Origin of the sequence: Mangrovimonas cancribranchiae (genome assembly GCF_037126245.1) — a bacterium.
In the GTDB taxonomy this organism is placed as follows: domain Bacteria; phylum Bacteroidota; class Bacteroidia; order Flavobacteriales; family Flavobacteriaceae; genus Mangrovimonas; species Mangrovimonas cancribranchiae.
The window spans coordinates 1933630-1956789 of sequence record NZ_CP136925.1 but is presented as its reverse complement, the minus strand read 5'-3'; the positions used below and the strand labels follow the sequence as shown (position 1 = coordinate 1956789).

Genomic DNA, 23160 nt, shown 5'->3' with positions numbered 1-23160 from the left:
TCGGAATTGCTAACGCCAGTTCTTAACCGAAAATCATTAACTTTAATCCCGTAACTGACGGTTATACGAGGACATACCAAAGTTGATTAAAAAGGAATAATAACGTTTGCCAACAATGTATTCATGACATGTTCGTTTTTTGATTGAAATATTGATGTTAAAGTCTTTTTGTCAAGAAAAAGTAGCACTGTCAAAATTGATGTGTTCTCTAAAGAGTTGAGGAGATAGGTCTACGTGCTTTTTAAAGAATCGGCTAAAATAATATTCATCATTATAACCTAATTCAAAAGCTATTTCTTTTACGGTTTTGTTTGTTAAATACAGTTCTCTTTTAGCTTCAATAACAATGCGTTCGGCGATTAACTCGGTAAGCGTTTTATTGAAATGAGATTTTGTTAATTTGGTTAGCGCTTTTGGAGTTATAGCTAACAAGTTAGCATAATCGCTAGCGGTGTGTTTGGTTTTGTAATGTGTTTCTATAAAGTTTTTTAAATTTTGTAAAATAAAAGGTTCATCATGTTTATTAGTCTCAACGTTTTCTGCGTCTTGTTGTTCTGTTTTTAATCGAGATGCGGTTATCAATATAATTTTTAAATACGATACCAAAAGTTCATATTGTGCCAACGCAGGATTTTGCATTTCTAATTGTAATTGCTCAATAAGCATGTTAAAATTTAACTCCGTTTTACTGTCTATTTTGATGGATGGAGAATTATAAATGTTATTAAACAATACACCATTGCAAGCCACTTCTTTATGGTGTTTATGAATGCAAAAAAAATCTGGATGAAAATAAAGTGCTACACCACTTAAATGTTTTTCAGTTTTAAATTGATAAGGTTGGTAAAGCGAAAAGGAATATAAACTGTTTGCGTTTATGGTATAGTCTGAAAAATCTGCGTGCACATTACCTGCTCCTTCTTTTATCCAAATGACAGAATAATGGTTTAACCGTTGTATGATATCAAAAGGGTTTTCATTTTAAAAAACTGAAGCTTAAAAGCCAAATTACCGGTTTGCGGATTTATAAGTGTAAAACAGTTATTTTCTTCCATGGTTTACGTATTTAAATTGATGAATGTCTGTTTTTTTTAACAATGCACATAAATTATTTTGAGGCTTTACTTGATGTTTAAAATAATTCTATCCGCTATGTTTTTAGCCGTTGTAATATTAGATAAATCTGTATACAGTTTCCCATTTTTTCCCGAATGATGACCATGACCTACTAACGTCATGAAATGGTACGGTTTAGTTTTGATATCTTCATCATGAACATAGCTTGCGTATATCAAGGAAGGCTGACCTACTTGTCCTGTTCCTGAATAGATTTTATCCTCTGGGAATCTGTCTTCAGAATAATATGTATTCCAGTCGTAAGATTGGTTGACTTCTAACATTACTTTGTAATTATTTAACTTTTCTAACTTGCTATTTAGTTGAATTATAAAATTACCAGTTGGGGTAGCACCAGAAACAGCATCAATGTCTTGAGCGTTATTAAGTGGTACATACAAACCATCAGCAGCTTTTATGCCTCTTTTATGGGACCAATATGGCAGTGCTTCTGGGCGACGTTTTATAGCTGCTTCCCAAGTTCCGTTTACTTTGTTTCCGTAGTCATAAGAACTAGAGGAAATCACTCTAGAAATGTAAAGGGTCTCCAAATAATTACCTATACTATCTTCTAGCCAAATGGCAAATAAAGGATATTGAAAAGCATCTCCTTTTTTTAATTCTATCTCAAACTGCAAACCGTTTTGTTCATTATTAAGGTTTATAATTTGATAATCTAATTGATTTTCAACTTTTCCCAATTGTTTATTTCTCAATTCATTTCCAAAATTGTAAACCTTATTAAAGATAGGTAAATTCAAACATAAGGCGGTTACAATAACCGTTGTTACAACAATAATTAAAGGACTTTGAAGCTTCTGTAAACTAGATTTTCTTTTTCCAGAAAGATAATTGTATAATGGTTTTTTGTTGTTTATAATATGAAAAGCCATGGCAAAAATGAATAAGAACCCAAAAACCGTATGTATGGACGCCACTATTTTGCTAAAGGGGTTAAAATACATGAGTAACCCTGAAGCTAATAATACGAGTAGTGTAAATACTAATATGTTTCCTAAAAGTCTTCTGTCCATGATGAGTTGTTTTTGTTAGCTAAGATATTTTTATAAAGACAATTATAAGATTCGGTCTTGTTCTTCAATTTCTAGGTCGTTAATACTAGCATATCTTTTTTGCATAAGTCCGTTTTCGTCAAATTCCCATAGTTCATTTCCGTAGGCACGATACCATTGGTTGTTTTCGGTTTGGTATTCATACTCAAATCTTACAGCAACTCTATTGTTTCTAAATCCCCAAAGTTCTTTTTTGAGTTTGTAATTTTTTTCTTTGTTCCATTTGTTGGTTAAGAACTGCACAATTTCTTCACGTCCATTAATAAACTGGGTTCTGTTTCGCCACTCTGAATTTAAAGTATAGGCTAGGGCTACAGTTTCAGGATTTTTACTATTCCAAGCATCTTCTGCCATTTGCACTTTTTGTTTAGCAGTTTCTTTGTTAAAAGGTGGTAATGGATATTTTTTCATGATGTTGTTTTTAGTTGTTATAAATCAAGCAATAGGATATTAGCAATCGAAACTTTCAAAGCACACGTTACAAACCTGCTTTTTTTCTTTGTGTTGTAACTGTATGTGCTTAAGATTACGCTCAGCGTAGGCTGTAATCCAACCCTTTTTACGCTCTATGTTTTCTAATTTTTCAGCTTTTAAGGCTTTGTGAGAATTACCATCATATTCTTGTCTTCCCCAACAGTTGGGACAAAAACCTTCTGGAGTTTTACCTATTTTTTCTTGTGGAGTCTTATTTAAAAAGCTCAAGATATTTTTTAGTGTATTCATTGTAATTGCGTTTTAAAAGTTAAAAGAGGGAAGTCTGTTTGTTTTACAAACTTCCCATATTTGATTAAATACTTTCAGCCACGGGAAAGTCTACAGGAACTTTGGTAAGGTTGTGTAAATAATTCATGGCTGTTTTATCACTTACTTGAAGAATTAGGTCTACCAAGTTTTCTTTAGAATAGCCTTGGTTAAAGAAATTTTGAACATTCTCATCATCAGCATTTCCTTTGTTTTTAGTAATATCTGCAGCTAATTTTACTAAGGCATCTAATTTTACGTTATCGCTTGTCCCTTTTCTAATATCTAGCAATTGGGCATCTGTAAAGCCATTCATTTTTCCAATTACAGTATGTGCACTTAAACAATAAATACAGCCATTTACCTCGCTTACAATTAAGTTAATAGCTTCTTTCTCTTTATTAGAGAATGACGTTTTAGCATTTTGAAAATTTAAATATCTTCCCAGACCATGGTCAGAATAGGCCATAGTGGCATAAAGATTTGGTACAAAACCTAGGGCTTTGTTTAAATTATCAAAGATTTCTTGATTACTTGTAGCTACTTCATCTCTTGAAGGAACTTTAAATTCTGAAACGGTTACATTTTCCATTTTTTTGTTTTTAAATTGTTTATCATTATTGACATTACAAAATTGAGAATAACACACACGCTATAAAATGGATGAATTACGTCTATGGATGGACAATTTTCCCTGCTATAAAAAAGCTATTCGAAAGTATGTAGAAGATACGCTTGTTGTTTATTTAGAAAGGAGAATGATTTATTGTAGAAGAAATAAGTCTCACAAATAATTGTTTGAAGCCTGCAATTACTTTTTTCTATTTTTTAACTTTACGGTATTTATGACCAGAGATTTTATACATATTAATGATTTTACCATTTTGGTAGAGGAGGCTTTTTCGGAAAGTGTGATAACCGATGCTTGTCGATTTGATGAACCTGTAATCGCGGTGGCCTTCTATGGATCAGGAAATGTAGATCTTTCTGTTAATTATAAAAGCACTGAAAAGCAATTTCAACAAACCAAAGGATTGGCTTTGTCTTTTTATGCAGATGAACAGGTGGAATTTGTGCATACCGTATCACCAGAAAAACCTTTACGTTGTTTATTAATAGCAACTTCAATTAGAAATTTAGATAAACTACCTAATGATGAAGGTGAAATTTTTTCGACCTTATTGAATGAATTGGTCAATCCTTCCGATCATTATGTAGAGGGACCAAAGTTTTTTATGACGCCAGAAATGGATCAAATTGTGGATGGCGTATTTAATATGACATATGAAGGAAAAACAAAAATGATGTTCTTTCGTAGTCAAATGACCGCGTTATTATCACATTTTTTTGGGCAATTAGCTTCCTTAAAAACAAATACTATAAATTCAGCAGAAAGAGAAAAGTTGTATTTGGCTAAAGATATTTTGGTTAATAATTTAGACAATCCACCTACACTTTCAGAATTGTCTCGTAAAATAGGCTTAAATACCTATAATTTAAAAAAGAACTTTAAAGCATTGTTTGGTGCGCCCGTTTTTAAATATTTACAAAACGAACGTTTAAAAATGGCTCATGACTTAATAAACAATAAGAAAGCCACGGTACAAGAAGCTGCATGGCAAGTTGGCTATGACAGTTTAGGGTCTTTTTCAAATGCTTTTGAGAAAAAATTTGGATACAGACCAAGCCAAATTAAATAAACTCCTTTTGGAATAAATCAAATTCTTTTTCAAATAACTTATTCCTTTCATTTAGTGTGACTTTTGCTTCATAATTAAAAAAATCAAATTATGAACAGTAACATTTTAGTGCTTGGTGCGACTGGTAAAACTGGTAGCCGAGTTATGACGCAATTACAAAAGAAAGGTATTGAACCAAGAGTTGGATCCAGAAATGCCTCTCCAAGTTTCGATTGGAATAATAAAGAAACTTGGGTGCATGCGCTGAAAGATATAGAGCGCGTTTATATCACTTTTTATCCAGATTTAGCTGTGCCAGGAGCGAAGGAAGCTATTGAAAGTTTTACATATTTAGCGAAAGAACTTGGCGTTAAAAAAGTTGTTTTATTATCAGGAAAAGGGGAAACTGAAGCTGAAGCTTGTGAAAAAATTATAATGACATCAGGTATCAATTACACTATTGTAAGAGCTTCTTGGTTTAATCAAAACTGGAGTGAAAGCTTCTTTTTAGAGCCTATACTAGCAGGAGAAGTTGCTTTACCCTTGTCAGATGTATTAATTCCTTTTGTAGATGCCGATGATATTGCAGAAGTTGCTAGCACTGTTTTATTAGATGATACTTATAACGGAGAAATTATTGAAGTAACAGGACCAGAGCTTATCACTTTTAAGGATATTGTTAACACCATTTCAAACGTGAGTAAAAGAAATTTAAACTTTTACGAAATCACTTTAGAGCAGTATGTTGAAGGTATGAAACAAATGCAAGTAGAAGCTGATGTTGTTTGGTTAATTGAATATCTCTTTAGCCACGTATTAACCAACCCGGAAAATCAAAAAATAACTAACGATATTGAAAAGGTTTTAGGTAGAAAACCAAAAACGTTTTTAGCGTATGCAACAGAAACTGCAAAAACAGGAGTTTGGCAGCCAATAGAAACTAATAAATAAAGAATTAAAAAAAGAGGAAAATTGTTCATCTATAAACGTAGATTATCCATTTTGAGATATAGAAGTAATGGTCAAATTTGTAACTCAATAACGCAAACTAAAAAAAATTTAAAATGAAACACACGCTTTACTTAGTTATATTCATCATAAATACAACGCTATCAATTTTTGGTCAGGAGAAACAATTAACTCCATTAAGTCATTCAGCTGATGAATCTTTATTGAAATCTGAAACTTATGTTATGGATTGGTTAATTGTTACCGATACTACAGAAGTGAAAATAGGAGAGGTAGTAACTCAAATTCAAAAAAAGAATGCTGTTATCTATATTATAACTCAAGTGAAAATGAAGCAATCTAAAAGTGAATGGGTTGACAGTACAACGGTTGCTGCTGAAAGTTTTAAGCCACTTTATCATGCTTCTTACAATGAACAAAGAGATATGGTTTTGAAGTTTGATGAGCAAATAAAAGGTTACTACTTGGATAAAAAAACAGCTATTAAAACAGAAATTTTAGAAGAAACCCAACAACCATTCTTTGATAGTAACTTTTATCCTCAATTGATACGTTTACTTCCTTTAAAGGATAGCTATTCTACATCTATTTCTATTTTTGATTACAATCCAAAATCAAAAGTGGGAGTAATTGCAGCAACAGTAAAAAACACCAAAAAAACGACGCTTAATTTTAACAAGACATCCATCCCTGTTTGGAAAGTTGAGGTGACAGATGATATTTCAGATAATAATGTGTTGAACACATATTATATTGATACCCGAACCAGAAAATTACTCATGCACGAAATAGATTTTGGCGGTAGAAAAATGATTATGAGGTTATCTGAATAAAAAACATAAATTGATACTATAAAAGCAGGCAATAGGTAAAGCAATTTAAATATCAATAAACAAAAAACGAATCAATGAATAATTTTTATAGAATATTAAAAAAGGTGTTTTTATATACTTTTTCTATTTTTTTACTTCACTCTGTTGCAGGTTATATTTACCTTTATGTACTTCCTAAAGGTCCTGAAATTACAGCAAGTAGTAAAATTAAAATTGGAGTAGACGCTTTTGTCATCAATGCCTACAAAGATAGTGATAGAAAATCTATTAAAGTATGGACCTATAAACCAGAAAGTTGGAAGGACCATGATAACATAGTATTTGTTATGCATGGTGGAGGAAGAAATGCAGATGACTATATACAGGCTTGGGTTGAATTGGCAGATATAAATAACCTATTAATTGTAGCTCCTGAATTTGAGAACAAGTTTTCAAAATATACAACTAACGATTACCAAGAAGGAAATTTGTTTACCTTTTTTGGGACTAAAAACCCGAAAAGAGAGTGGGCATTTACAGTGGTAGAAAACATTTTTGATCATATCAAAATGACCAATAATATTACTAATGATCATTATGATATTTTTGGACATTCAGCAGGAGGTCAGTTTGTGCATAGAATGGTCTTGTTAATGCCTGAAGCAAGAATAAGAACAGCTATTTCTGCAAATGCGGGCTTTTATACATTACCTAATGCAACTCTTGAGTTTCCGTATGGTATTAAAAATGTAGAAATAAATCTGGTAGAATCTTATCGTAAAAAATTGGTTGTTTTATTAGGAGAGTTAGATAATGATCCAAATTTAGGAACTTTTAGAACTACAGATTTGGCAATGGAACAAGGCTCTCATAGGTTGCAACGCGGAACTACTTTTTTCAATACAAATATTGAAATGAAGAACAAGAATAGCTGGGTGTTTAATTGGGAAATTGATACCATCAAAAATGTAGGTCACGACTATAAAAAAATGTCAGAAAGTTCAATTGAATGGATAACTAATTAATTATACTCTAAAACCACTAAAAAGAAATAGAATTTGGAGGTGAAAAATTGATTATAAGGCTGACAGAAAAAAGCGCATGATAAATAAAACAGATTTCCCTATTAGTAACATAGACACGATTAAGAGGTGTGAATTTAAAGTAGTAGTAGATGTCTGGGAAGCTTCTGTTAGGGCAACCCATCATTTTCTCAAGGAAGAAGACATTGAATATTTTAAGCCACTCATATTAAACACCTATTTGGATGCCGTAGAATTAAGGTGTATTAGAACCACTGATAATAAAATAGCTGGTTTTATGGGTGTTGTAGAAAATAATTTAGAAATGTTGTTTGTTCATCCAAACTATATAGGGAAAGGAATTGGTAAAGCCTTGATAATGTATACTGTTGAGAATATGAAGGTAAGTAGGGTTGATGTTAACCAACAGAATGAAGAAGCTATAGGCTTTTACAAAAATTACGGTTTTTATGTAATTGGACGTTCTGAATTTGATGCTTCAGGAAAGCCTTATCCGATTTTGCATATGGCATTAAAAATCAAAAACTACCCACAACAACGTATATAATCCATTGCTATTGAGAGCCTACTTACAAAAATTTACTAACGTACAGTTCGCACTTCGTGCTCGTGTCTTGCAGAATATTCTATTCAGTTTTTATTTGCTACCAGCCCAATACACAAATAACCATAAAACCAGATCGGTTTTTAAGAATTTTAACTATTTTTAGAGGTATAAACATAATATAGATAAACACACTAGTGTGTTTATCTAATTGTTGGCAACCAAAAACTACAAGCGCGTTGGCGAGCGGAACAAAATAAAAGACAGAGGATTTTGAGGTACGAAAAAACTGGGTTTTATTTTGTGGGGAATTATATTAGAAAATCTTCAACACGATAATCTGCACAATATTCATCTGGAAAAACAACATCATAACCTGTACGACCTAAAGAATTATGTTTAAACAAACAAACTTGAACTGGTGGTGTGGGGTCGAAATATGCCTTAAACCTCTGCTTATTTTTATCGCGTTTATCTCTTGGTATTTCAAATTTTATTCTTGACATACCCATATCTTGAATAGCTGTTCTTGAAATTGAATCCACTCCTAAAAACCTAATGCCCTCATAATCAAAATCATCATATTCTCCCTTGATAAATTCAATTACTTGGGCAACTGTAGTGTTGTGCTTTAAATAACCTTCATTATCCATTTTTTCTAACCAGTAAAGAAAAACTTCCTGATGAGGGCCTGAATGCAAATCCCAGCATTTTGACAAATCAGTACAAATAATTTTGAAAATTACAAAATTACCTTCACCATAACGTTGCTTACCCCACCATTTACCAATAATTAAATGATGATACCAATAATAAAATCCCTGACCCAACCAAGTGTTTTCCCAAGCGCAAGGATAAGGACCTTCGATTTCGTTATCTAAATAATTACCTTTATCTTCCAAGTTTTGATATAAAACAAATTGTGTTTCAGGCATTCTTAACGATTATCTCTGAATTGAATTTTGCTGTAAAGGATTGCTTAATGAAGTTAAGTTCATTGTTGGCAATATGATAGGTTTTAAATTTGCCTGAATTGTAAGACTAGAAATGAAAGAACGTAAATTAAGTGCTATTATAAAACATGATTGTATTGATGATTTTATCAATTAATTCTATCCCCTGAATTATCACCTAAAAATACAAAAGCCTGAAAAACAGAGTTTAACAGGCTTAAATGTGGAGTCGGAGGGATTCGAACCCTCGTCCAAACAAGTTACCAAGCAGCTTTCTACACGTTTAGTTTTTTCTTAATTTTCGTTTGTAAGCCGGCAAAAAACAACCTAATTACAACTTAGCTTTTAAAATTTCGAACCCTTATCAAAGCGCTAACGGTTCTAGGTTAATTTTTACGATGCCCTTAAGCGGAACGCCACTAACCAAGGCTTTCCAAGGACATTTAGCTTGCGCACCTTGTGCGCCGAGGCAAATCTTACTATAATTCAGATTATGCAGCTAAAGCGTAGTTATTCTCGCCGTTTAAAAAAGTTGATACAACATGTTACGTGTGTTAATATCATAGCACGACGTGCTTACTGGTTAATAAATCTCGCTGTCAAAACCAGTCGACCCCAATATGTTTATGAACGTATTTTTTTAAAGGATGGCGAAGTTACTAAAAAAAGTTGTGCAACACGCTAAATCCATGTATTTTCGTGCAAATTCTATGCCAGTTTAAAAAATGTCAGGCAGTTATTTAAAACCAAAAATATATGAAGTTTGCTATTATAAAAGAGCGAAAAAACCCACCAGATAGGCGTGTAGTTTTTTCGCCAGAAAAATTGTTAGAAGTAAAGGATAAATATCCAGAAGCTTCATTTAAAATAGAACATTCAGATATTAGAGTGTTTTCAGATGAAGCCTATAAAAACCTTGGTTTTGAAGTGTCTGAAAATGTTTCAGATTGTGAGGTTATGCTTGGTGTAAAAGAGGTGCCTATTGAAGCATTGATTCCTAATAAAAAATACTTCTTTTTTTCTCATACTATAAAAAAACAACCCTATAATAGAGCGTTACTTCAAGCCATTTTAAAGAAAAATATTGAGCTTTACGATCATGAAACCATAATAAAGGAAAATGGAGCCAGATTAATAGGTTTTGGTAGATATGCAGGTATTGTAGGCGCTTATAATGGATTTAGGGCTTGGGGACTAAAACAAAACTCTTGGAGTTTGCCTAAAGCTGAAACCTTGCCTGACCAAAAAGCTTTAATAAAAGAACTACAGGACATAAAATTACCCAATATTAAAATTCTACTAACTGGTAGTGGAAAAGTAGCAAATGGCGCACAAGAAATGCTAGATGCCATGAATATAACTTCTGTTTCTGTCCATGACTATTTAAATACATCTTTTAATAAGCCAGTGTATTGTAAAATAGATGTTTTAGACTACAATAAACGTAAAGATGGTCAGGTTATTAATAACAAAGATTTTTATAATCACCCAGAAGATTATGTGTCAGATTTTATGCGATTTGCTAAAGTAACCGACTATTTTATAGCAGGTCACTTTTATGGTGATGGATCTCCTTATTTGTACACTCGAGAAGACGCAAAATCAAAAGATTTTAATATAAAACTAGTTGCTGATGTAAGTTGTGATATTGATGGGCCAGTAGCAACCACAATTAGGCCGTCTACAATTGCTAATCCTATTTATGGTTATCATGCGGAAACAGAAAGAGAGATTGATTTTATGAACGATGAAGCCATTGTAGTTATGGCAGTTGATAATTTGCCTTGCGAGTTACCTAAAGATGCCAGCGAAGGTTTTGGGGAGTTGTTTTTACAACATGTTATACCAGCCTTTTTTAATAATGATAAAGATGGTGTTTTAGAACGTGCTAAAATTACTGAGAATGGTCAATTAACGCCACGTTTTAAATACTTACAAGATTATATAGACGGAAAAGAATAAGCATGAAAAATACAGCATTAATTACTGGTGGCGCATCTGGTTTAGGTTTAGAGTTGGCTTATGTTATAGCCAAAGACGGATATGACTTAGTTTTAGTAGATATTAATTCAGATAATTTATCTAAAGCAAAGCAGAAAATAGAATCTAAGTATCAGGTAAACGTAGTAACGCTTACAAAAGATTTAAGCTTACCAAATATATCCGAAGAGATTATGATGGATGTTGGCGATAAACAAATTGAAATTTTAGTAAATAATGCTGGCTTTGGTTTGTTTGGAGCTTTTCATACGACAGCTTGGGAGCGCGAATCGCAAATGCTTAATCTTCATGTTTTAACAACAACACACTTAACAAAGCTTGTGTTAAATCAAATGGTAGCAAGAGGTTCAGGGAAAATTTTAAACTTATCATCATTGGCAGCTTTTCAACCAGGGCCATTAATGTCGTTATATTACGCCACAAAAGGCTATATTTTATCCTTTTCAGAAGCCATTTCAAATGAACTAAAAGGAACAGGAGTTACCGTAACAGCTTTGTGTCCTGGTCCTACAAAAACCTCGTTTCAAGAAGTGGTATCTAGTGGTACTTCAGAGAATAAAATAACATTTAACATGGCTAACGCCAAGGACGTTGCTGTTTATGGTTATAAAGCCCTAAAAAAAGGAAAGCCAGTGGCTATACCTGGTGCGTTTAATAAGTTTTTAGCAACTTTACCTAGAATGGTGCCAAGAGGTATGGCGGCCAATATTGTAAGAAATATTCAGGAGAAAAATAGGAAAGAGTAAAATTGTTGCTTGTTCTTGTGCAGAAAAACTAAAATGTTTTTTTAGTAGAACCGATTAATCTCCTGCAATTGGAGTCCCAAAAATACCAACGCTTAATTCAACCCAAATTAATAGGAATACTATTAAAAGAGCTGTAATTAAGATATTTCTTAATCTTTTTTTATTAACTGAAACTAAAATTAGTTCCAATAAAAACCCCAGAGAAACTAGCCCAATTGTTGCAATAAGAAAGTCGAATACACTCCAATTAACATGGTTGCTAAATTGCATAGCAATTAAAGGAATAAGTAATATTGCAATTATACCGAGTAATATTGTTAAAACTCTTTTTTTGTTTAATACCTTAAAAATAATGCTACTATTTATGTTTTAAAAAGAGTAAGTAGATAAACCTACAGATAATGTATTACAAACTATTTATGGTTTTTCTAATAGCTGTTAAGTTAGTTAATAAACCTTCAAGGTTATCTAGGTGTAACATGTTGGCACCATCACTTTTGGCGTTGGCTGGATCGAAATGCGTTTCAATAAACAAACCATCTACATTGTTTACTACACCAGCACGAGCTATAGTTTCAATCATATCTGGTCTGCCACCCGTAACCCCAACACTTTGGTTAGGTTGTTGTAAAGAATGTGTAACATCTAACACAACAGGAGCGTATTGTTTCATGGTAGGAATTCCGCGAAAATCAACAATCATATCTTGGTAACCAAACATGGTTCCGCGATCGGTTATCCAAGCTTTATCGCTACCAGAGTCTTTTACCTTTTGTACCGCATGTTTCATGGCTTCGGGACTCATAAATTGGCCTTTTTTAAGGTTAACCACTTTTCCTGTTTCGGCAGCAGCTACAACTAAATCGGTTTGACGAACTAAAAATGCAGGAATTTGCAGCACATCTACATATTCGGCTGCCATAGCTGCGTCAGAAGCTTCATGAATATCTGTAATGGTAGGAATATCGAAAGTTTCCGAAACTTTTCTTAAAATTTTAAGCGCTTTTTCATCTCCAATACCTGTAAAACTATCAATCCTACTGCGGTTAGCTTTTTTAAAACTTCCTTTAAATACATAAGGAATTTCTAATTTATCTGTTATAGAAATCACTTTTTCGGCAATACGTAACGCCATATCTTCGCTTTCAATGGCACAAGGGCCACATAACAAGAAAAAATTATCAGAGTTGGGATGTTTTATTTTAGAAATATTGGATAGTTTCATGGTGCTTAATTATTAAGCAACAAAGATAATCAATTAAAAGCTTTTTTTAATAGTATTTCGTATCATCCAAACAGCCATAATAAAATTGGTTATAGCAAATAAGCCTCCAAATGCAACATATTTAGAAGCGGTGTTTGATATAGGAATAATGTTTAAAGTATATGATAAAAAAGCTAGAATTAAATAAGAAGATAAACATGCAAAAGTAATTCCTAAAATAGCGTTTAATCTTTTACTAGGTTTAATAATTTGCCACAAAAAGGGAATGCCAAATAATAAAATAGGGTAGGCTGTTAATCCTTCAGTACGATTAACTTGCGTAAACCAGTAAGCGGTAACAGCTATAAAATATAAGTAAGGAGTGTATTTGTAATACTTGCTAAAAAGTGCCATAATTCTTTTGTTTATCAGGGTTTAATATAAAACTCAGAATTGATTAGTAAGTTGCTTTCATAACGAAATATACAACCCAAAATTGCCAAATTATTTCATTATAACATTTAATTAACTAAATATTAGTAATTATTACTCAACATGTTAAAATATAACGTACCTTTGCGCGCTTAAAACAAGGCTTTAAATTATGGCTCAAATTAAAAATATTGCAATTATAGCACACGTTGACCACGGTAAAACTACGTTGGTTGATAAGATTATGTACCATTGCCAGTTATTTCGTGAGAACGAAAATACAGGCGATTTAATTTTAGATAATAACGATTTGGAACGCGAAAGAGGTATTACAATAACCTCTAAAAACGTTTCGGTTACTTATAAAGACACAAAAATTAATATCATAGATACACCAGGTCACGCCGATTTTGGTGGTGAAGTGGAACGTGTTTTAAACATGGCAGATGGTGTATTATTGTTGGTAGATGCTTTTGAGGGACCAATGCCACAAACTAGATTCGTGCTTCAAAAAGCAATCGATTTAGGTCTAAAGCCTTGCGTTGTGGTTAATAAAGTAGATAAGGAAAACTGTACACCAGATGAGGTTCATGAAAAAGTATTCGACTTAATGTTTGAATTAGGTGCAGAAGAGTGGCAATTAGACTTTCCTACCGTTTATGGTTCTGCAAAAAATAATTGGATGAGTGAAGATTGGCAACAGCCAACCGAAAATATCGAGCCATTATTAGATATGGTTATCGAGCATATCCCGTCACCAAAAATTCCAGAAGGAACCACGCAAATGTTAATTACATCCCTAGACTTTTCATCTTTTACAGGACGAATTGCTATTGGGCGCTTAACACGAGGCGAACTTAAAGTAAACCAAAACATATCATTGGTAAAACGCGATGGTAGTGTTGTTAAATCTAGAATAAAAGAACTTCATGTATTTGAAGGGTTAGGTCGTAAGAAAGTAGAAGAAGTATTTGCAGGAGATATTTGTGCTGTAGTTGGTCTTGAAGGGTTTGAAATAGGCGATACCATTGCCGACTGGGAAAATCCAGAAGCCTTAAAAACCATTGCTATTGATGAGCCTACAATGAGTATGTTGTTTACCATTAACGACTCGCCATTTTTTGGAAAAGATGGGAAATTTGTTACCTCAAGACATATTAAAGAACGTTTAACAAAAGAGCTAGAAAAAAACTTAGCTTTACGTGTTGAAGAAACAGATAGCGCCGACAAATTTATGGTATACGGTCGTGGTGTATTACACTTATCTGTGTTAATAGAAACCATGCGTCGTGAGGGGTACGAACTTCAAATTGGCCAACCACAGGTAATTATAAAGGAGATTGATGGTGTAAAATGCGAACCTGTAGAGGAAATGACGATAGATTTACCAGAAAATGTCTCCGGAAAAGCTGTAGAAATGGTTACCATGCGAAAAGGAGAGCTTTTAAGTATGGAAGCTAAAGGAGATAGAATGGTATGTGAGTTTATAGTGCCATCTCGCGGAATTATTGGTTTAAGAAATCAATTACTTACTGCAACAGCTGGCGAGGCTATTATGGCTCATAGGTTTAAAGAGTTTCAGCCTTTAAAAGGCGGAATCCCTGAGCGTTTAAACGGATCGTTGGTTTCTATGGAAAATGGTACGGCGATTCCTTATTCAATAGATAAACTTCAAGAACGCGGTAAGTTTTTTATCGATCCAGGAGAAGATATTTATGAAGGGCAAGTTATTGGTGAAAACTCACGTCAAGATGATATGACGGTTAATGTTACCAAAACAAAAAAATTGAGCAACGTACGTAGTGCAGGTGCCGATGATAAAGCGAAAATTGTACCAGCCATAAAATTCTCTTTAGAAGAAGCGTTAGAATATATTCAAAAAGATGAATATGTAGAAGTGACACCAAATCATTTACGTATTCGAAAAATATTATTAAAAGAAGTTGATCGTAAACGATCAAAAAACATCTAAGATTAATCAAAAGCCAAGTTTTAAACTTGGCTTTTTTCTTTTTTAAAAAGAAATACATTAGATTTAGATGCTAAATCAGTTTAGGAAACTATTCTTTTGAATCGTTATTCGGTAAGAAAATATCAAACTTCAGATAAAGTCCTTTGGGATACTTTTGTTGCAAAAGCAAAAAACAGCACGTTTTTGTTTTATAGAGATTTTATGGAATATCATAACCATAAGTTTCATGACTTTTCACTGCTAATTTTTGATGATAAAAATAAGTTAAAAGCCATCTTTCCCGCTAATATTTTAGAACATACTGTGTATTCTCATCAAGGACTAACTTACGGCGGTTTAGTATTTTGCGATACCTTAAAGTTTAATACTGTAATTAAGCTTTTTCAAACACTTTTACAGTATTTAGAAAAAGAACATCTAGAAACATTAATTGTAAAGCAAATACCAAGTATTTATTGTCATGTTCCTAGCGATGAGCAGGCTTATTTAATGTTTTTACTGGAAGCCCAACTGCTAAGACGAGATTTACTTTCGGTAGTCGATTTAAAAGCTCATGTAAAGTTCTCAAAAGACAGAAAAGATGGTGTTAAAAGAGGAAAGAAACACAAATTAACTATAAAAGAAGATGATACGTTTGATGCGTTTTGGAATACTATTTTAATTCCTAACCTAGAACAAAAGCACCAAGCTAAACCTGTACATTCTTTAGAAGAAATTCAGCAACTCAAAGCTAAGTTTCCTAATAATATTAAACAGTTTAATGTATATCATGACAACAAAATTGTAGCAGGAACAACCATTTTTATAACCGATAAAGTGGCTCATTCACAATATATATCTGGGAATTATGATAAAAATTTATTAGGAAGTTTAGACTTTTTACATCATTATTTAATAACACAGGTGTTTGCCAACAAAGTGTATTTCGATTTTGGAATTTCAAATGAAAATAATGGAAAGCAAGTCAATTCAGGATTGCAATATTGGAAAGAAGGTTTTGGAGCACGCGGTGTTACACAAGATTTTTACAAGATAAACGTTAAAAATCATGAGAAACTTAATAATGTGCTTAAATGATTAAATTTTTGGATTTACATAGCATTAACAAGCGATTTGAAAAAGAATTTCAACAGGTTTTCTCTAGATTTTTAAACTCTGGACGGTACATTCTTGGTAATGAGGTTACGGATTTCGAGACAAATTATGCTAAGTACTGCGGAACGAAATATTGTATTGGTGTAAGTAATGGATTAGATGCTTTAACGTTGCTTTTTCAAGCTTATAAAGTATTAGGTAAGCTTCAAGAAGGTGATGAGGTAATTGTACCAGCCAACACTTATATAGCTTCTATTTTAGCGATTATAAATTCTGGGTTAAAACCAGTTTTAGTCGAGCCAGACGTAGAAACCTTCAATATAGACATAGAAAGCATAGAAAATGCTTTTTCAGAAAATACAAAGGCTATTTTAGCGGTTCACTTATATGGGCAATTAGCCAATATGGAAAACGTGAATTCTTTTGCCAAAAAACATGGATTACTTGTTTTAGAAGACGCTGCACAGGCTCATGGAGCTGTTTATAAAAACGGAAACAAAGCTGGAAATTTATCAGATGCAGCAGCATTTAGTTTTTATCCAGGTAAAAACTTAGGCGCTTTGGGCGATGCAGGAGCAGTAACAACTAATCATTTAGATTTGGCTAAAGTTATTAGGAGTTTAAGAAATTATGGTGCCGAGAAAAAGTATATTAATCAATATCTTGGGTTTAACATGAGATTAGATGAACTCCAAGCAGCTATTTTAAACATAAAATTACCAAGTCTGGATAAAGATAACGCAAGGAGACAGGAAATAGCTAAAATATATTTATCAGAAATTAAGAATAATAAGGTTAAGTTTTCTTTTGTAAATAGTGAAAAAGCACATGTTTATCATGTGTTTGTGGTTAGGGTTAACGATAGGGAGGGTTTTATAAATTATTTAAAACAGCATAACATAGAAACCTTAATACATTACCCAACACCACCACACAAACAGCAGGCAATGAGTGGTTTTGCTGATAAAAACTTACCAATAACAGAGGCTATTCACGAAAGTATTGTAAGTTTGCCTATAAGTCCTATTATGACCGATGAAGAAGTGAGTTATGTGGTGAAAATTGTAAATACCTATTAATTGAGAAAACTCTTAAAGTACATAAATAATAATGTTTTATTTAAGGTAGCATCGTTAAATTCGGCGTCTGTTATTACCAAAATAGTAGCTGGTTTTTTAACATCAAAGGCTATTGCTTTGTATGTTGGGCCAGAAGGTTTAGCATTAATAGGAAACTTAAGAGATTTTCTTAACTCTGTAAAATCATTTGCTACTTTAGGGTTATATAATGGCGTTGTAAAATATATCGCCCAGTTTAAAGAAAACACCATTGAGTTAAGTAAAACTATTTCTACGGTTTTCTATCTCGGTTTTTTTTCTACGGTTTTAGTTTGTTTTTTATGTTATTTTAACGCCGATTATATAAATACCATAATCTTTCCAGCGTATAACGATTATGCTTACGTTATTAAAATAGCAGCCATTGCGTTGCCCTTTTATGTATTGAATATGTTTACGTTTTCAATACTTAATGGTTTTTCTAAGTTTAAAATACTTATTATAATTAACATTATTGGGCAAATTTTAGGGCTGTCTATAACCTTACTTTTAATTTATCAAAACCGTATAGATGGTGCTTTAATAGCAGTTGCTATTGCTGAGTCGTTAATTTTCTTAATAACACTTGTAGGTGTTATAAATAGAAGAAGTTTAGCGCCTTTAATTAAGGTGAAGCAGTTTTCTCTAAGTTATGTAAAAAAACTAGGGGCTTATTCGTTAATGGCTTTGTTTTCTGCGCTCGTACTTCCTATGGTGTCTTTGGCAATAAGAACTTATGTTATGGATACCGTAGGCGATAATGAAGCCGGTTTTTTAGAGGCTATGAATCGTATTTCTAAATACTACTTAATGTTTGTAAGCTCTTTATTAACATTATATGTATTACCTAGATTGTCTGAGATAGACAATGTAAAAGACTTTAGAAATGAAGTTTTTGGATTTTATAAATCTATTATCCCTATATTTTTTGCGGGCTTATTGGTTATCTATCTTTTAAGAGGATTTATTGTTCAAATGGTTTTTTCAAGCGATTTTCAGCCTGTAGAAGAGTTGTTTTTATGGCAACTTTTAGGTGACTTTGTAAAAGTGCTTTCCATTGTTATTGCTTACCAGTTTTTAGCTAAAAAAATGTTTTGGCATTACATTATTACAGAAGCTTTTTCTGTAGCCATTTTGTATGCAACAAGTATTTACTTTATAGATATGTTTGGCGTAAAAGGAGCAACAATAGCACACTTTGTTTCCTATGTAATGTATTACGGTATTATATTATTAATATTTAGCTCTTCACTGTTTGGTGTTATTTCAGACGAAACGTCAAAACATAATAATGGAGAAGGACCGGAGGATTCTTAATGGTTTTTCCAAGTGTCTAAATATAATTGGGCTATTGTAATATAATGATGTTCCTTTTCAATAAAAGATCTAGCGTTTTTAGATATGTCCTCGATTTTTTTAGGGTTTTGTATTAACCATTCTAGCTTTTTTACTATTTGATTAACATCTGGAAGCGCATTTATAGCAACAGTATCTTCTTTTAAATCATAATGGTTAAGCCACTCTTTTTCTGCACCAGTAAAAATCACCTTACCTTTAGCCATAGCCTCTAAAGCATTATAACCTTGATCGTAAGCATAAACCTGATCCAACACAATATGCGCGTTGTTATAAATATTAATATACTCGTTATAAGGAAGGTTTTTTGTGATTTTTATATCCACCTTTTCAGGATACTTTTTTTGAATAATATTTAGTGCTTCTTCAAAAAAAGGAATCCCTTTTTTTATTCGAGATAGTGTGTTTATTCCTAAAAAAATATTGATTTTGTTGTTTGCTTTTATGGGGGAGAATTTAATTTTTTTAATATTTATGGGGTTAGGAATTAACCCTAAATATTTAGGGTGTTCAAGCAAAGGTATATGGTAATCCATATCCGATGCAATAACGCCATTACAATTAGCCACTATAAAGTCGTGAAGTTTTTTGTAAGGTTTAGTAGTAAATTTTAAAGAGTATTGAAACTTTTTTTTAAGTTTTGAATCTTTAAAATAAGGAGTTAAAACAGAATACCTATCTTTATTGTTTAGGTGATAATTAGTACTAGTATAATCGTCGCCACAAGAAAGTAAAAAAACAAATTTATTATGTTTAAATATAGGCTTTAGGATTAATTTTTGTAACCCTGGATTTAAGTTAAAAGCATCTTCGTTTATCAATTGAACAATATCAAAACCTTTTAATTGATGAAGGTTTTTTTTAACCCTTAAAAAAGTTTCTAAATCAGCAATATCAAAGCCAAAAACACGAAACGTAATTTTTCTAAGGAACCGTCCTAAACTATTATTAAAAAACTTAACCGAAACATCAATATCTACGGGTAGTTTTTTAAATAAATCACCGCTTCCAATAATTATAACATCATGCCCTAAGTAATTAAGTCCTTCTTTTAAGGAATTATGTAATCGGCTAAATTCTCCAATTAAAAGTATTTTCATGCTATATTTGGTAACTTTGTAGAACCAAATATAACGGTTTAAGTGAACATAACGCAGAATAAAGGATATAGTATAGAAGTTTTAGTATCTACTACAAATAGAAGTTCATTAAACTTTTTATACGAAATGTTTAAAAATAATGACATTAGTAAATGTCATGTTTTAGTTATAAACCAAACAACACCAAAAAATCTGCTCACGTCCAATTTTAAAAATATAAGAATAATTAACTCTTATGAAAAAGGGGTTAGCAAAAGCCGTAATTTAGCTATTAATAATGCTAAAGGCGATATTTGCTTAATAGCAGATGACGATGTTGTTTTTTTGAAAAATTTTATAAGTAAAATAAACAATGCTTACCTTGAAACTAAGGCCGATTTAATATGTTTTAAAACACTAACAACAATAGGTGATCCTTATAGTAATTACCCTAATAAAATTAGCAGTTTAAGAAGGTTTTATAGAAAAGTACTTTCAATTGAAATAACATTTAATCTAAAAGTGTTAAAAGAAAATAAACTGTCGTTTGATGAGTATTTTGGATTAGGAAGTGTTTTTCAAGATGGAGAGAATCGAATTTTTTTAAGGAATGCTTTAAATAAACATATTACTTCAATTTTCTATCCAGAGTATATTGTAAAACATAAACCCTATAGTTCGAGCGATGAAATGGACTCTGATAGATTTATATTTGCTAGAAGTGCATTGAATTATAAACTTTTTGGCACAATAGCCTATCTTTATCCTATTAAACATGTTGTAGGAATAACTATAAGAGGATTAATTCATGTTTCTAGTATTTTTTCTAAATTAAAAGCTGGGTATAAAGGAATATCAACGTATAAAAATATTGTCAAGAAAAATGATGAATAAGAACCGATTAGAAGATATAACAATAATTGATATTCCTAAAATAAAAGACCATAGAGGAAATCTTGCTGTTATTGAAAAAACATGTATTCCTTTTGCAATAAAACGAGTGTACTATCTATACGATGTGCCAAGCGACGCTTATCGTGGTGGACATGCTCACAAACAATTAAAACAGTTTTTAGTCGCCTTAAGTGGTAGTTTTGAAGTTGTACTTAATGATGGCGTAGATGAAAAAAGAGTCGTGCTAAATAAACCAGATAAAGGCTTATTAATACCAACTGGAATATGGAGGGAGTTAGAAAATTTTTCTTCAGGATCGGTTTGTTTAGTTCTGGCTTCCGAAGAGTTTAATGAATCAGATTATATTAGAAACTTTAAACAATTTAAGTCGTTTAAAGCTCTCTAAAAGAACTTTTTTTCGTTACTAAATAATGAGTGTAAATATAAGTATGCCAATAGTATTAACCTTGGGACTGTTAGGGCTAGCCTTTGTTTAACACTTAGCATATCAAAATTTATAGTTTGTTTTAACTGGTTAAAACACCTCATGTCTTTAGTTATTTTAAGTTTTAAGGCCGATGAAAATTTGTTTTTATTTAAAAAGGATTTAAAATCAATATCTTGACTTTTGTTTTCATATTCCGAAAAATTTATGGGCTTGAAATAGCTTCTGTTAGTAGAGGTTAATCCAGAATTTAGAGCGAGGTGAGTAACCAAATATTTATGTATAAACACAACGGGGTACTTTAAGCCAATCCTAATCCATAAATCTGTATCTTCACCAGTTTTAAGATTAGAATTAAAACCACCAATTTTTTTAAAAATGGTTTTTTTAATAACTACAGACGAGCAGTGAAGGATAGATTGTTTTTTACTGCTTTTAAAATAATTTAACCTAGCTGTTTCGCCTTTTTTTAAATCTAAATCTTTGTATTTGGATAGGTGATAATTACCTCCTTTCTTTATTTTTAAAGCACTTGCAAAAATAGATTCTTTAGGATACCCTATAATTAAATTATGAATTGTTTGTAAGTATGAGGTTTCCCACAAATCATCAGCATCTAAAAAGGCAATATATTTAGCATTAGCCTTTTTTATACCATAATTTCTGGCAGATGAAACGCCTTGATTTTTAGTAGTTAAAACACGAATTCTTTGGTCTTTAAATGTTTTAACAATATCTAAACTATTATCTGTAGAGCCGTCGTTAACAACAATAATTTCAAAATCTTTAAACGATTGGTTTAAAATACTCGTAATAGTGTTTTTTACAAAATATTCTTTATTGTAAAGTGGTATAATTATGGAGAAAAAAGGCGTCATAATTTACAAAGTAACGTTACAAAAATACCCTAATCTATATAAATCAAACAAAAGTAAGCTAGGCGAACTACCAGTAAGGTTTTTTTCTATGTTTTTGTTAAAAGCTGTTATAATGATTTTAAATATTCTGGTCAAACCAAACAAACGAAGTGTTTTGTATGCTTTTATAAGTGTAATGTCGTGTTCTTTAATTTGATTAGCTTTATATAGTTTCGCTAACGTTTTAACGGCCGTTTTAGATTTTTTTAAAAAAACATCATTTTCCTCGAGTCCTAAATGGTAAACAGTATTATCTATATGTTTTATAGTTGTTTTTTTAGATTTTAATAGAGAACCAAAAAGGTAATCTTGCCCATAAGCCGTTTTGTTTATATTTTCTAAAGTATTAAGAAATACCTTTTTTTTAATTAAAAAATTAGCCGACGAGACAAATTTATAAGGCATTTTGTTTCTTTTTAAAGCACTTACGGTTTCTCTCTTTTTTCCAAAAGCTTCTCTTAAAGCAAATCTTTTTTCATGTGAGATTTTGTAATCTATTCCTCCAAAAATGACATCAAAATTTTTGTTTAAACTATTTATATAACAAGCCATAAAGCTAGAATTTTTAGGAAGCGTATCGGCATCTAAAAATAATAACCAATTATATGTTGCTTTTTTAGCTAAATTAACTCTAGTGCCTAAACTGCCTAAATTTTCAGAGTTTTTTATAAATATGCAGTTTTTTAAATAATTTATTTGCTGGTTGGTTTTATCAAACGAGGCGTTAGAATTATCATCTATACAAATAATTTCATAGGCTATTCCTAGTTCGTTGATTTGTTGCTCAATATTTTGAACTAATGGTAAAGCATTGTAGTTGTATGTAGGAATTAAAATAGAAAGCATGAAATAGCGTCATATGTTTTTCAAATCTAAGCAATAACTTTTGGGTTTATTATGAAAAAACGAATTTTGTCTCGCAATGTTATTTATTTCATGTTACCTATAAACCAAGTTTTAAATGTATATTGTCTATTTTAAATAGATAAGGC

General features: G+C 31.7%; 24 protein-coding genes and 1 other RNA gene. 13 read left to right on the top strand and 12 right to left on the bottom strand.

Features of this window, described 5'->3' with window-relative positions:
• Nucleotides 1–171 precede the first annotated feature (171 nt).
• The 5 genes from R3L15_RS08870 to R3L15_RS08850 form a co-directional block, all read right to left on the bottom strand.
• Complete coding sequence (locus tag R3L15_RS08870; RefSeq protein WP_338731196.1) at nucleotides 172–906, bottom strand: helix-turn-helix domain-containing protein; 735 nt, start codon at nucleotides 904–906, stop codon at nucleotides 172–174.
• Between the two features lie 215 nt (nucleotides 907–1121).
• The gene (locus R3L15_RS08865) at nucleotides 1122–2150 is read right to left on the bottom strand and encodes a DUF4405 domain-containing protein (protein WP_338731195.1); all 1029 of its coding nucleotides are present in this window, start codon (nucleotides 2148–2150) and stop codon (nucleotides 1122–1124) included.
• A 42-nt stretch (nucleotides 2151–2192) separates the two neighbouring features.
• Complete coding sequence (locus tag R3L15_RS08860; RefSeq protein WP_338731194.1) at nucleotides 2193–2600, bottom strand: nuclear transport factor 2 family protein; 408 nt, start codon at nucleotides 2598–2600, stop codon at nucleotides 2193–2195.
• Nucleotides 2601–2639: 39 nt separating this feature from the next.
• The gene (locus R3L15_RS08855) at nucleotides 2640–2912 is read right to left on the bottom strand and encodes a hypothetical protein (protein ID WP_338731193.1); all 273 of its coding nucleotides are present in this window, start codon (nucleotides 2910–2912) and stop codon (nucleotides 2640–2642) included.
• 64 nt (nucleotides 2913–2976) lie between these two features.
• Nucleotides 2977–3522, bottom strand: coding sequence for a carboxymuconolactone decarboxylase family protein (locus R3L15_RS08850; RefSeq protein ID WP_338731191.1), 546 nt, complete (start codon nucleotides 3520–3522; stop codon nucleotides 2977–2979).
• A gap of 253 nt (nucleotides 3523–3775) precedes the next feature.
• Between R3L15_RS08850 and R3L15_RS08845 the strand changes: the two genes are divergently transcribed.
• From R3L15_RS08845 to R3L15_RS08825, 5 genes are all read left to right on the top strand, one after another.
• Nucleotides 3776–4630 (top strand): AraC family transcriptional regulator, encoded by an 855-nt coding sequence (locus R3L15_RS08845; RefSeq protein ID WP_338731189.1) that lies wholly within the window; start codon nucleotides 3776–3778, stop codon nucleotides 4628–4630.
• Between the two features lie 90 nt (nucleotides 4631–4720).
• Complete coding sequence (locus tag R3L15_RS08840; protein ID WP_338731187.1) at nucleotides 4721–5560, top strand: NAD(P)H-binding protein; 840 nt, start codon at nucleotides 4721–4723, stop codon at nucleotides 5558–5560.
• Between the two features lie 113 nt (nucleotides 5561–5673).
• Nucleotides 5674–6411 (top strand): hypothetical protein, encoded by a 738-nt coding sequence (locus tag R3L15_RS08835; RefSeq protein WP_338731186.1) that lies wholly within the window; start codon nucleotides 5674–5676, stop codon nucleotides 6409–6411.
• A 74-nt stretch (nucleotides 6412–6485) separates the two neighbouring features.
• Nucleotides 6486–7415, top strand: a complete 930-nt coding sequence (locus R3L15_RS08830) for a hypothetical protein (protein ID WP_338731185.1) — start codon at nucleotides 6486–6488, stop codon at nucleotides 7413–7415.
• A 76-nt stretch (nucleotides 7416–7491) separates the two neighbouring features.
• A complete protein-coding gene (locus R3L15_RS08825; RefSeq protein WP_338731184.1) occupies nucleotides 7492–7980 on the top strand; it encodes a GNAT family N-acetyltransferase in 489 nt (162 codons plus the stop codon).
• Between the two features lie 308 nt (nucleotides 7981–8288).
• On the opposite strand, the gene R3L15_RS08820 is transcribed toward R3L15_RS08825, so the two are convergent.
• On the bottom strand, nucleotides 8289–8912 hold the full coding sequence (locus R3L15_RS08820) for a hypothetical protein (protein ID WP_338731183.1): 624 nt from the start codon (nucleotides 8910–8912) through the stop codon (nucleotides 8289–8291).
• A 239-nt stretch (nucleotides 8913–9151) separates the two neighbouring features.
• Nucleotides 9152–9547, bottom strand: a transfer-messenger RNA (tmRNA) gene (ssrA, locus tag R3L15_RS08815).
• 139 nt (nucleotides 9548–9686) lie between these two features.
• Between ssrA and R3L15_RS08810 the strand changes: the two genes are divergently transcribed.
• Both R3L15_RS08810 and R3L15_RS08805 read left to right on the top strand, forming a co-directional pair.
• Entirely contained in the window at nucleotides 9687–10892 is a 1206-nt protein-coding gene (locus R3L15_RS08810; RefSeq protein ID WP_338731182.1) for an NAD(P)-dependent oxidoreductase, read from the top strand.
• Between the two features lie 2 nt (nucleotides 10893–10894).
• Nucleotides 10895–11677 (top strand): SDR family oxidoreductase, encoded by a 783-nt coding sequence (locus R3L15_RS08805; RefSeq protein WP_338731181.1) that lies wholly within the window; start codon nucleotides 10895–10897, stop codon nucleotides 11675–11677.
• A 406-nt stretch (nucleotides 11678–12083) separates the two neighbouring features.
• On the opposite strand, the gene kdsA is transcribed toward R3L15_RS08805, so the two are convergent.
• Together kdsA and R3L15_RS08795 are read right to left on the bottom strand one after the other, a co-directional pair.
• Complete coding sequence (gene kdsA / locus R3L15_RS08800) at nucleotides 12084–12902, bottom strand: 3-deoxy-8-phosphooctulonate synthase (RefSeq protein ID WP_338731180.1); 819 nt, start codon at nucleotides 12900–12902, stop codon at nucleotides 12084–12086.
• 33 nt (nucleotides 12903–12935) lie between these two features.
• Nucleotides 12936–13295, bottom strand: a complete 360-nt coding sequence (locus tag R3L15_RS08795; RefSeq protein WP_338731179.1) for a hypothetical protein — start codon at nucleotides 13293–13295, stop codon at nucleotides 12936–12938.
• Between the two features lie 190 nt (nucleotides 13296–13485).
• Here R3L15_RS08795 and typA point away from each other — a divergent pair, with 190 nt between their 5' ends.
• From typA to R3L15_RS08775, 4 genes are all read left to right on the top strand, one after another.
• The gene (gene typA, locus R3L15_RS08790) at nucleotides 13486–15285 is read left to right on the top strand and encodes a translational GTPase TypA (protein WP_338731177.1); all 1800 of its coding nucleotides are present in this window, start codon (nucleotides 13486–13488) and stop codon (nucleotides 15283–15285) included.
• Nucleotides 15286–15381: 96 nt separating this feature from the next.
• Nucleotides 15382–16362, top strand: coding sequence for a GNAT family N-acetyltransferase (locus R3L15_RS08785; RefSeq protein ID WP_338731176.1), 981 nt, complete (start codon nucleotides 15382–15384; stop codon nucleotides 16360–16362).
• Nucleotides 16359–17459: a DegT/DnrJ/EryC1/StrS family aminotransferase gene (locus tag R3L15_RS08780; protein ID WP_338731175.1), complete on the top strand. Its 1101-nt coding sequence runs from the start codon at nucleotides 16359–16361 to the stop codon at nucleotides 17457–17459. Before R3L15_RS08785 ends, R3L15_RS08780 begins: the two co-directional genes overlap by 4 nt.
• Nucleotides 17460–18794, top strand: coding sequence for an O-antigen translocase (locus tag R3L15_RS08775; RefSeq protein ID WP_338731174.1), 1335 nt, complete (start codon nucleotides 17460–17462; stop codon nucleotides 18792–18794). It begins immediately after the preceding gene.
• Here R3L15_RS08775 and R3L15_RS08770 read toward each other — a convergent pair.
• A complete protein-coding gene (locus tag R3L15_RS08770; RefSeq protein WP_338731173.1) occupies nucleotides 18791–19933 on the bottom strand; it encodes a glycosyltransferase in 1143 nt (380 codons plus the stop codon). The genes R3L15_RS08775 and R3L15_RS08770 overlap by 4 nt on opposite strands.
• A 42-nt stretch (nucleotides 19934–19975) precedes the next feature.
• Here R3L15_RS08770 and R3L15_RS08765 point away from each other — a divergent pair, with 42 nt between their 5' ends.
• Together R3L15_RS08765 and R3L15_RS08760 are read left to right on the top strand one after the other, a co-directional pair.
• On the top strand, nucleotides 19976–20806 hold the full coding sequence (locus R3L15_RS08765; protein WP_338731171.1) for a glycosyltransferase: 831 nt from the start codon (nucleotides 19976–19978) through the stop codon (nucleotides 20804–20806).
• The gene (locus R3L15_RS08760) at nucleotides 20799–21212 is read left to right on the top strand and encodes an FdtA/QdtA family cupin domain-containing protein (protein ID WP_338734130.1); all 414 of its coding nucleotides are present in this window, start codon (nucleotides 20799–20801) and stop codon (nucleotides 21210–21212) included. The genes R3L15_RS08765 and R3L15_RS08760 overlap by 8 nt, the downstream gene beginning before the upstream one ends.
• Here the strand turns inward: R3L15_RS08760 and R3L15_RS08755 are convergent.
• The gene (locus tag R3L15_RS08755) at nucleotides 21209–22129 is read right to left on the bottom strand and encodes a glycosyltransferase family A protein (RefSeq protein ID WP_338731169.1); all 921 of its coding nucleotides are present in this window, start codon (nucleotides 22127–22129) and stop codon (nucleotides 21209–21211) included. The genes R3L15_RS08760 and R3L15_RS08755 overlap by 4 nt on opposite strands.
• Before the next feature lie 3 nt (nucleotides 22130–22132).
• Nucleotides 22133–23014 (bottom strand): glycosyltransferase, encoded by an 882-nt coding sequence (locus R3L15_RS08750; protein ID WP_338731168.1) that lies wholly within the window; start codon nucleotides 23012–23014, stop codon nucleotides 22133–22135.
• Nucleotides 23015–23160 lie beyond the last annotated feature (146 nt).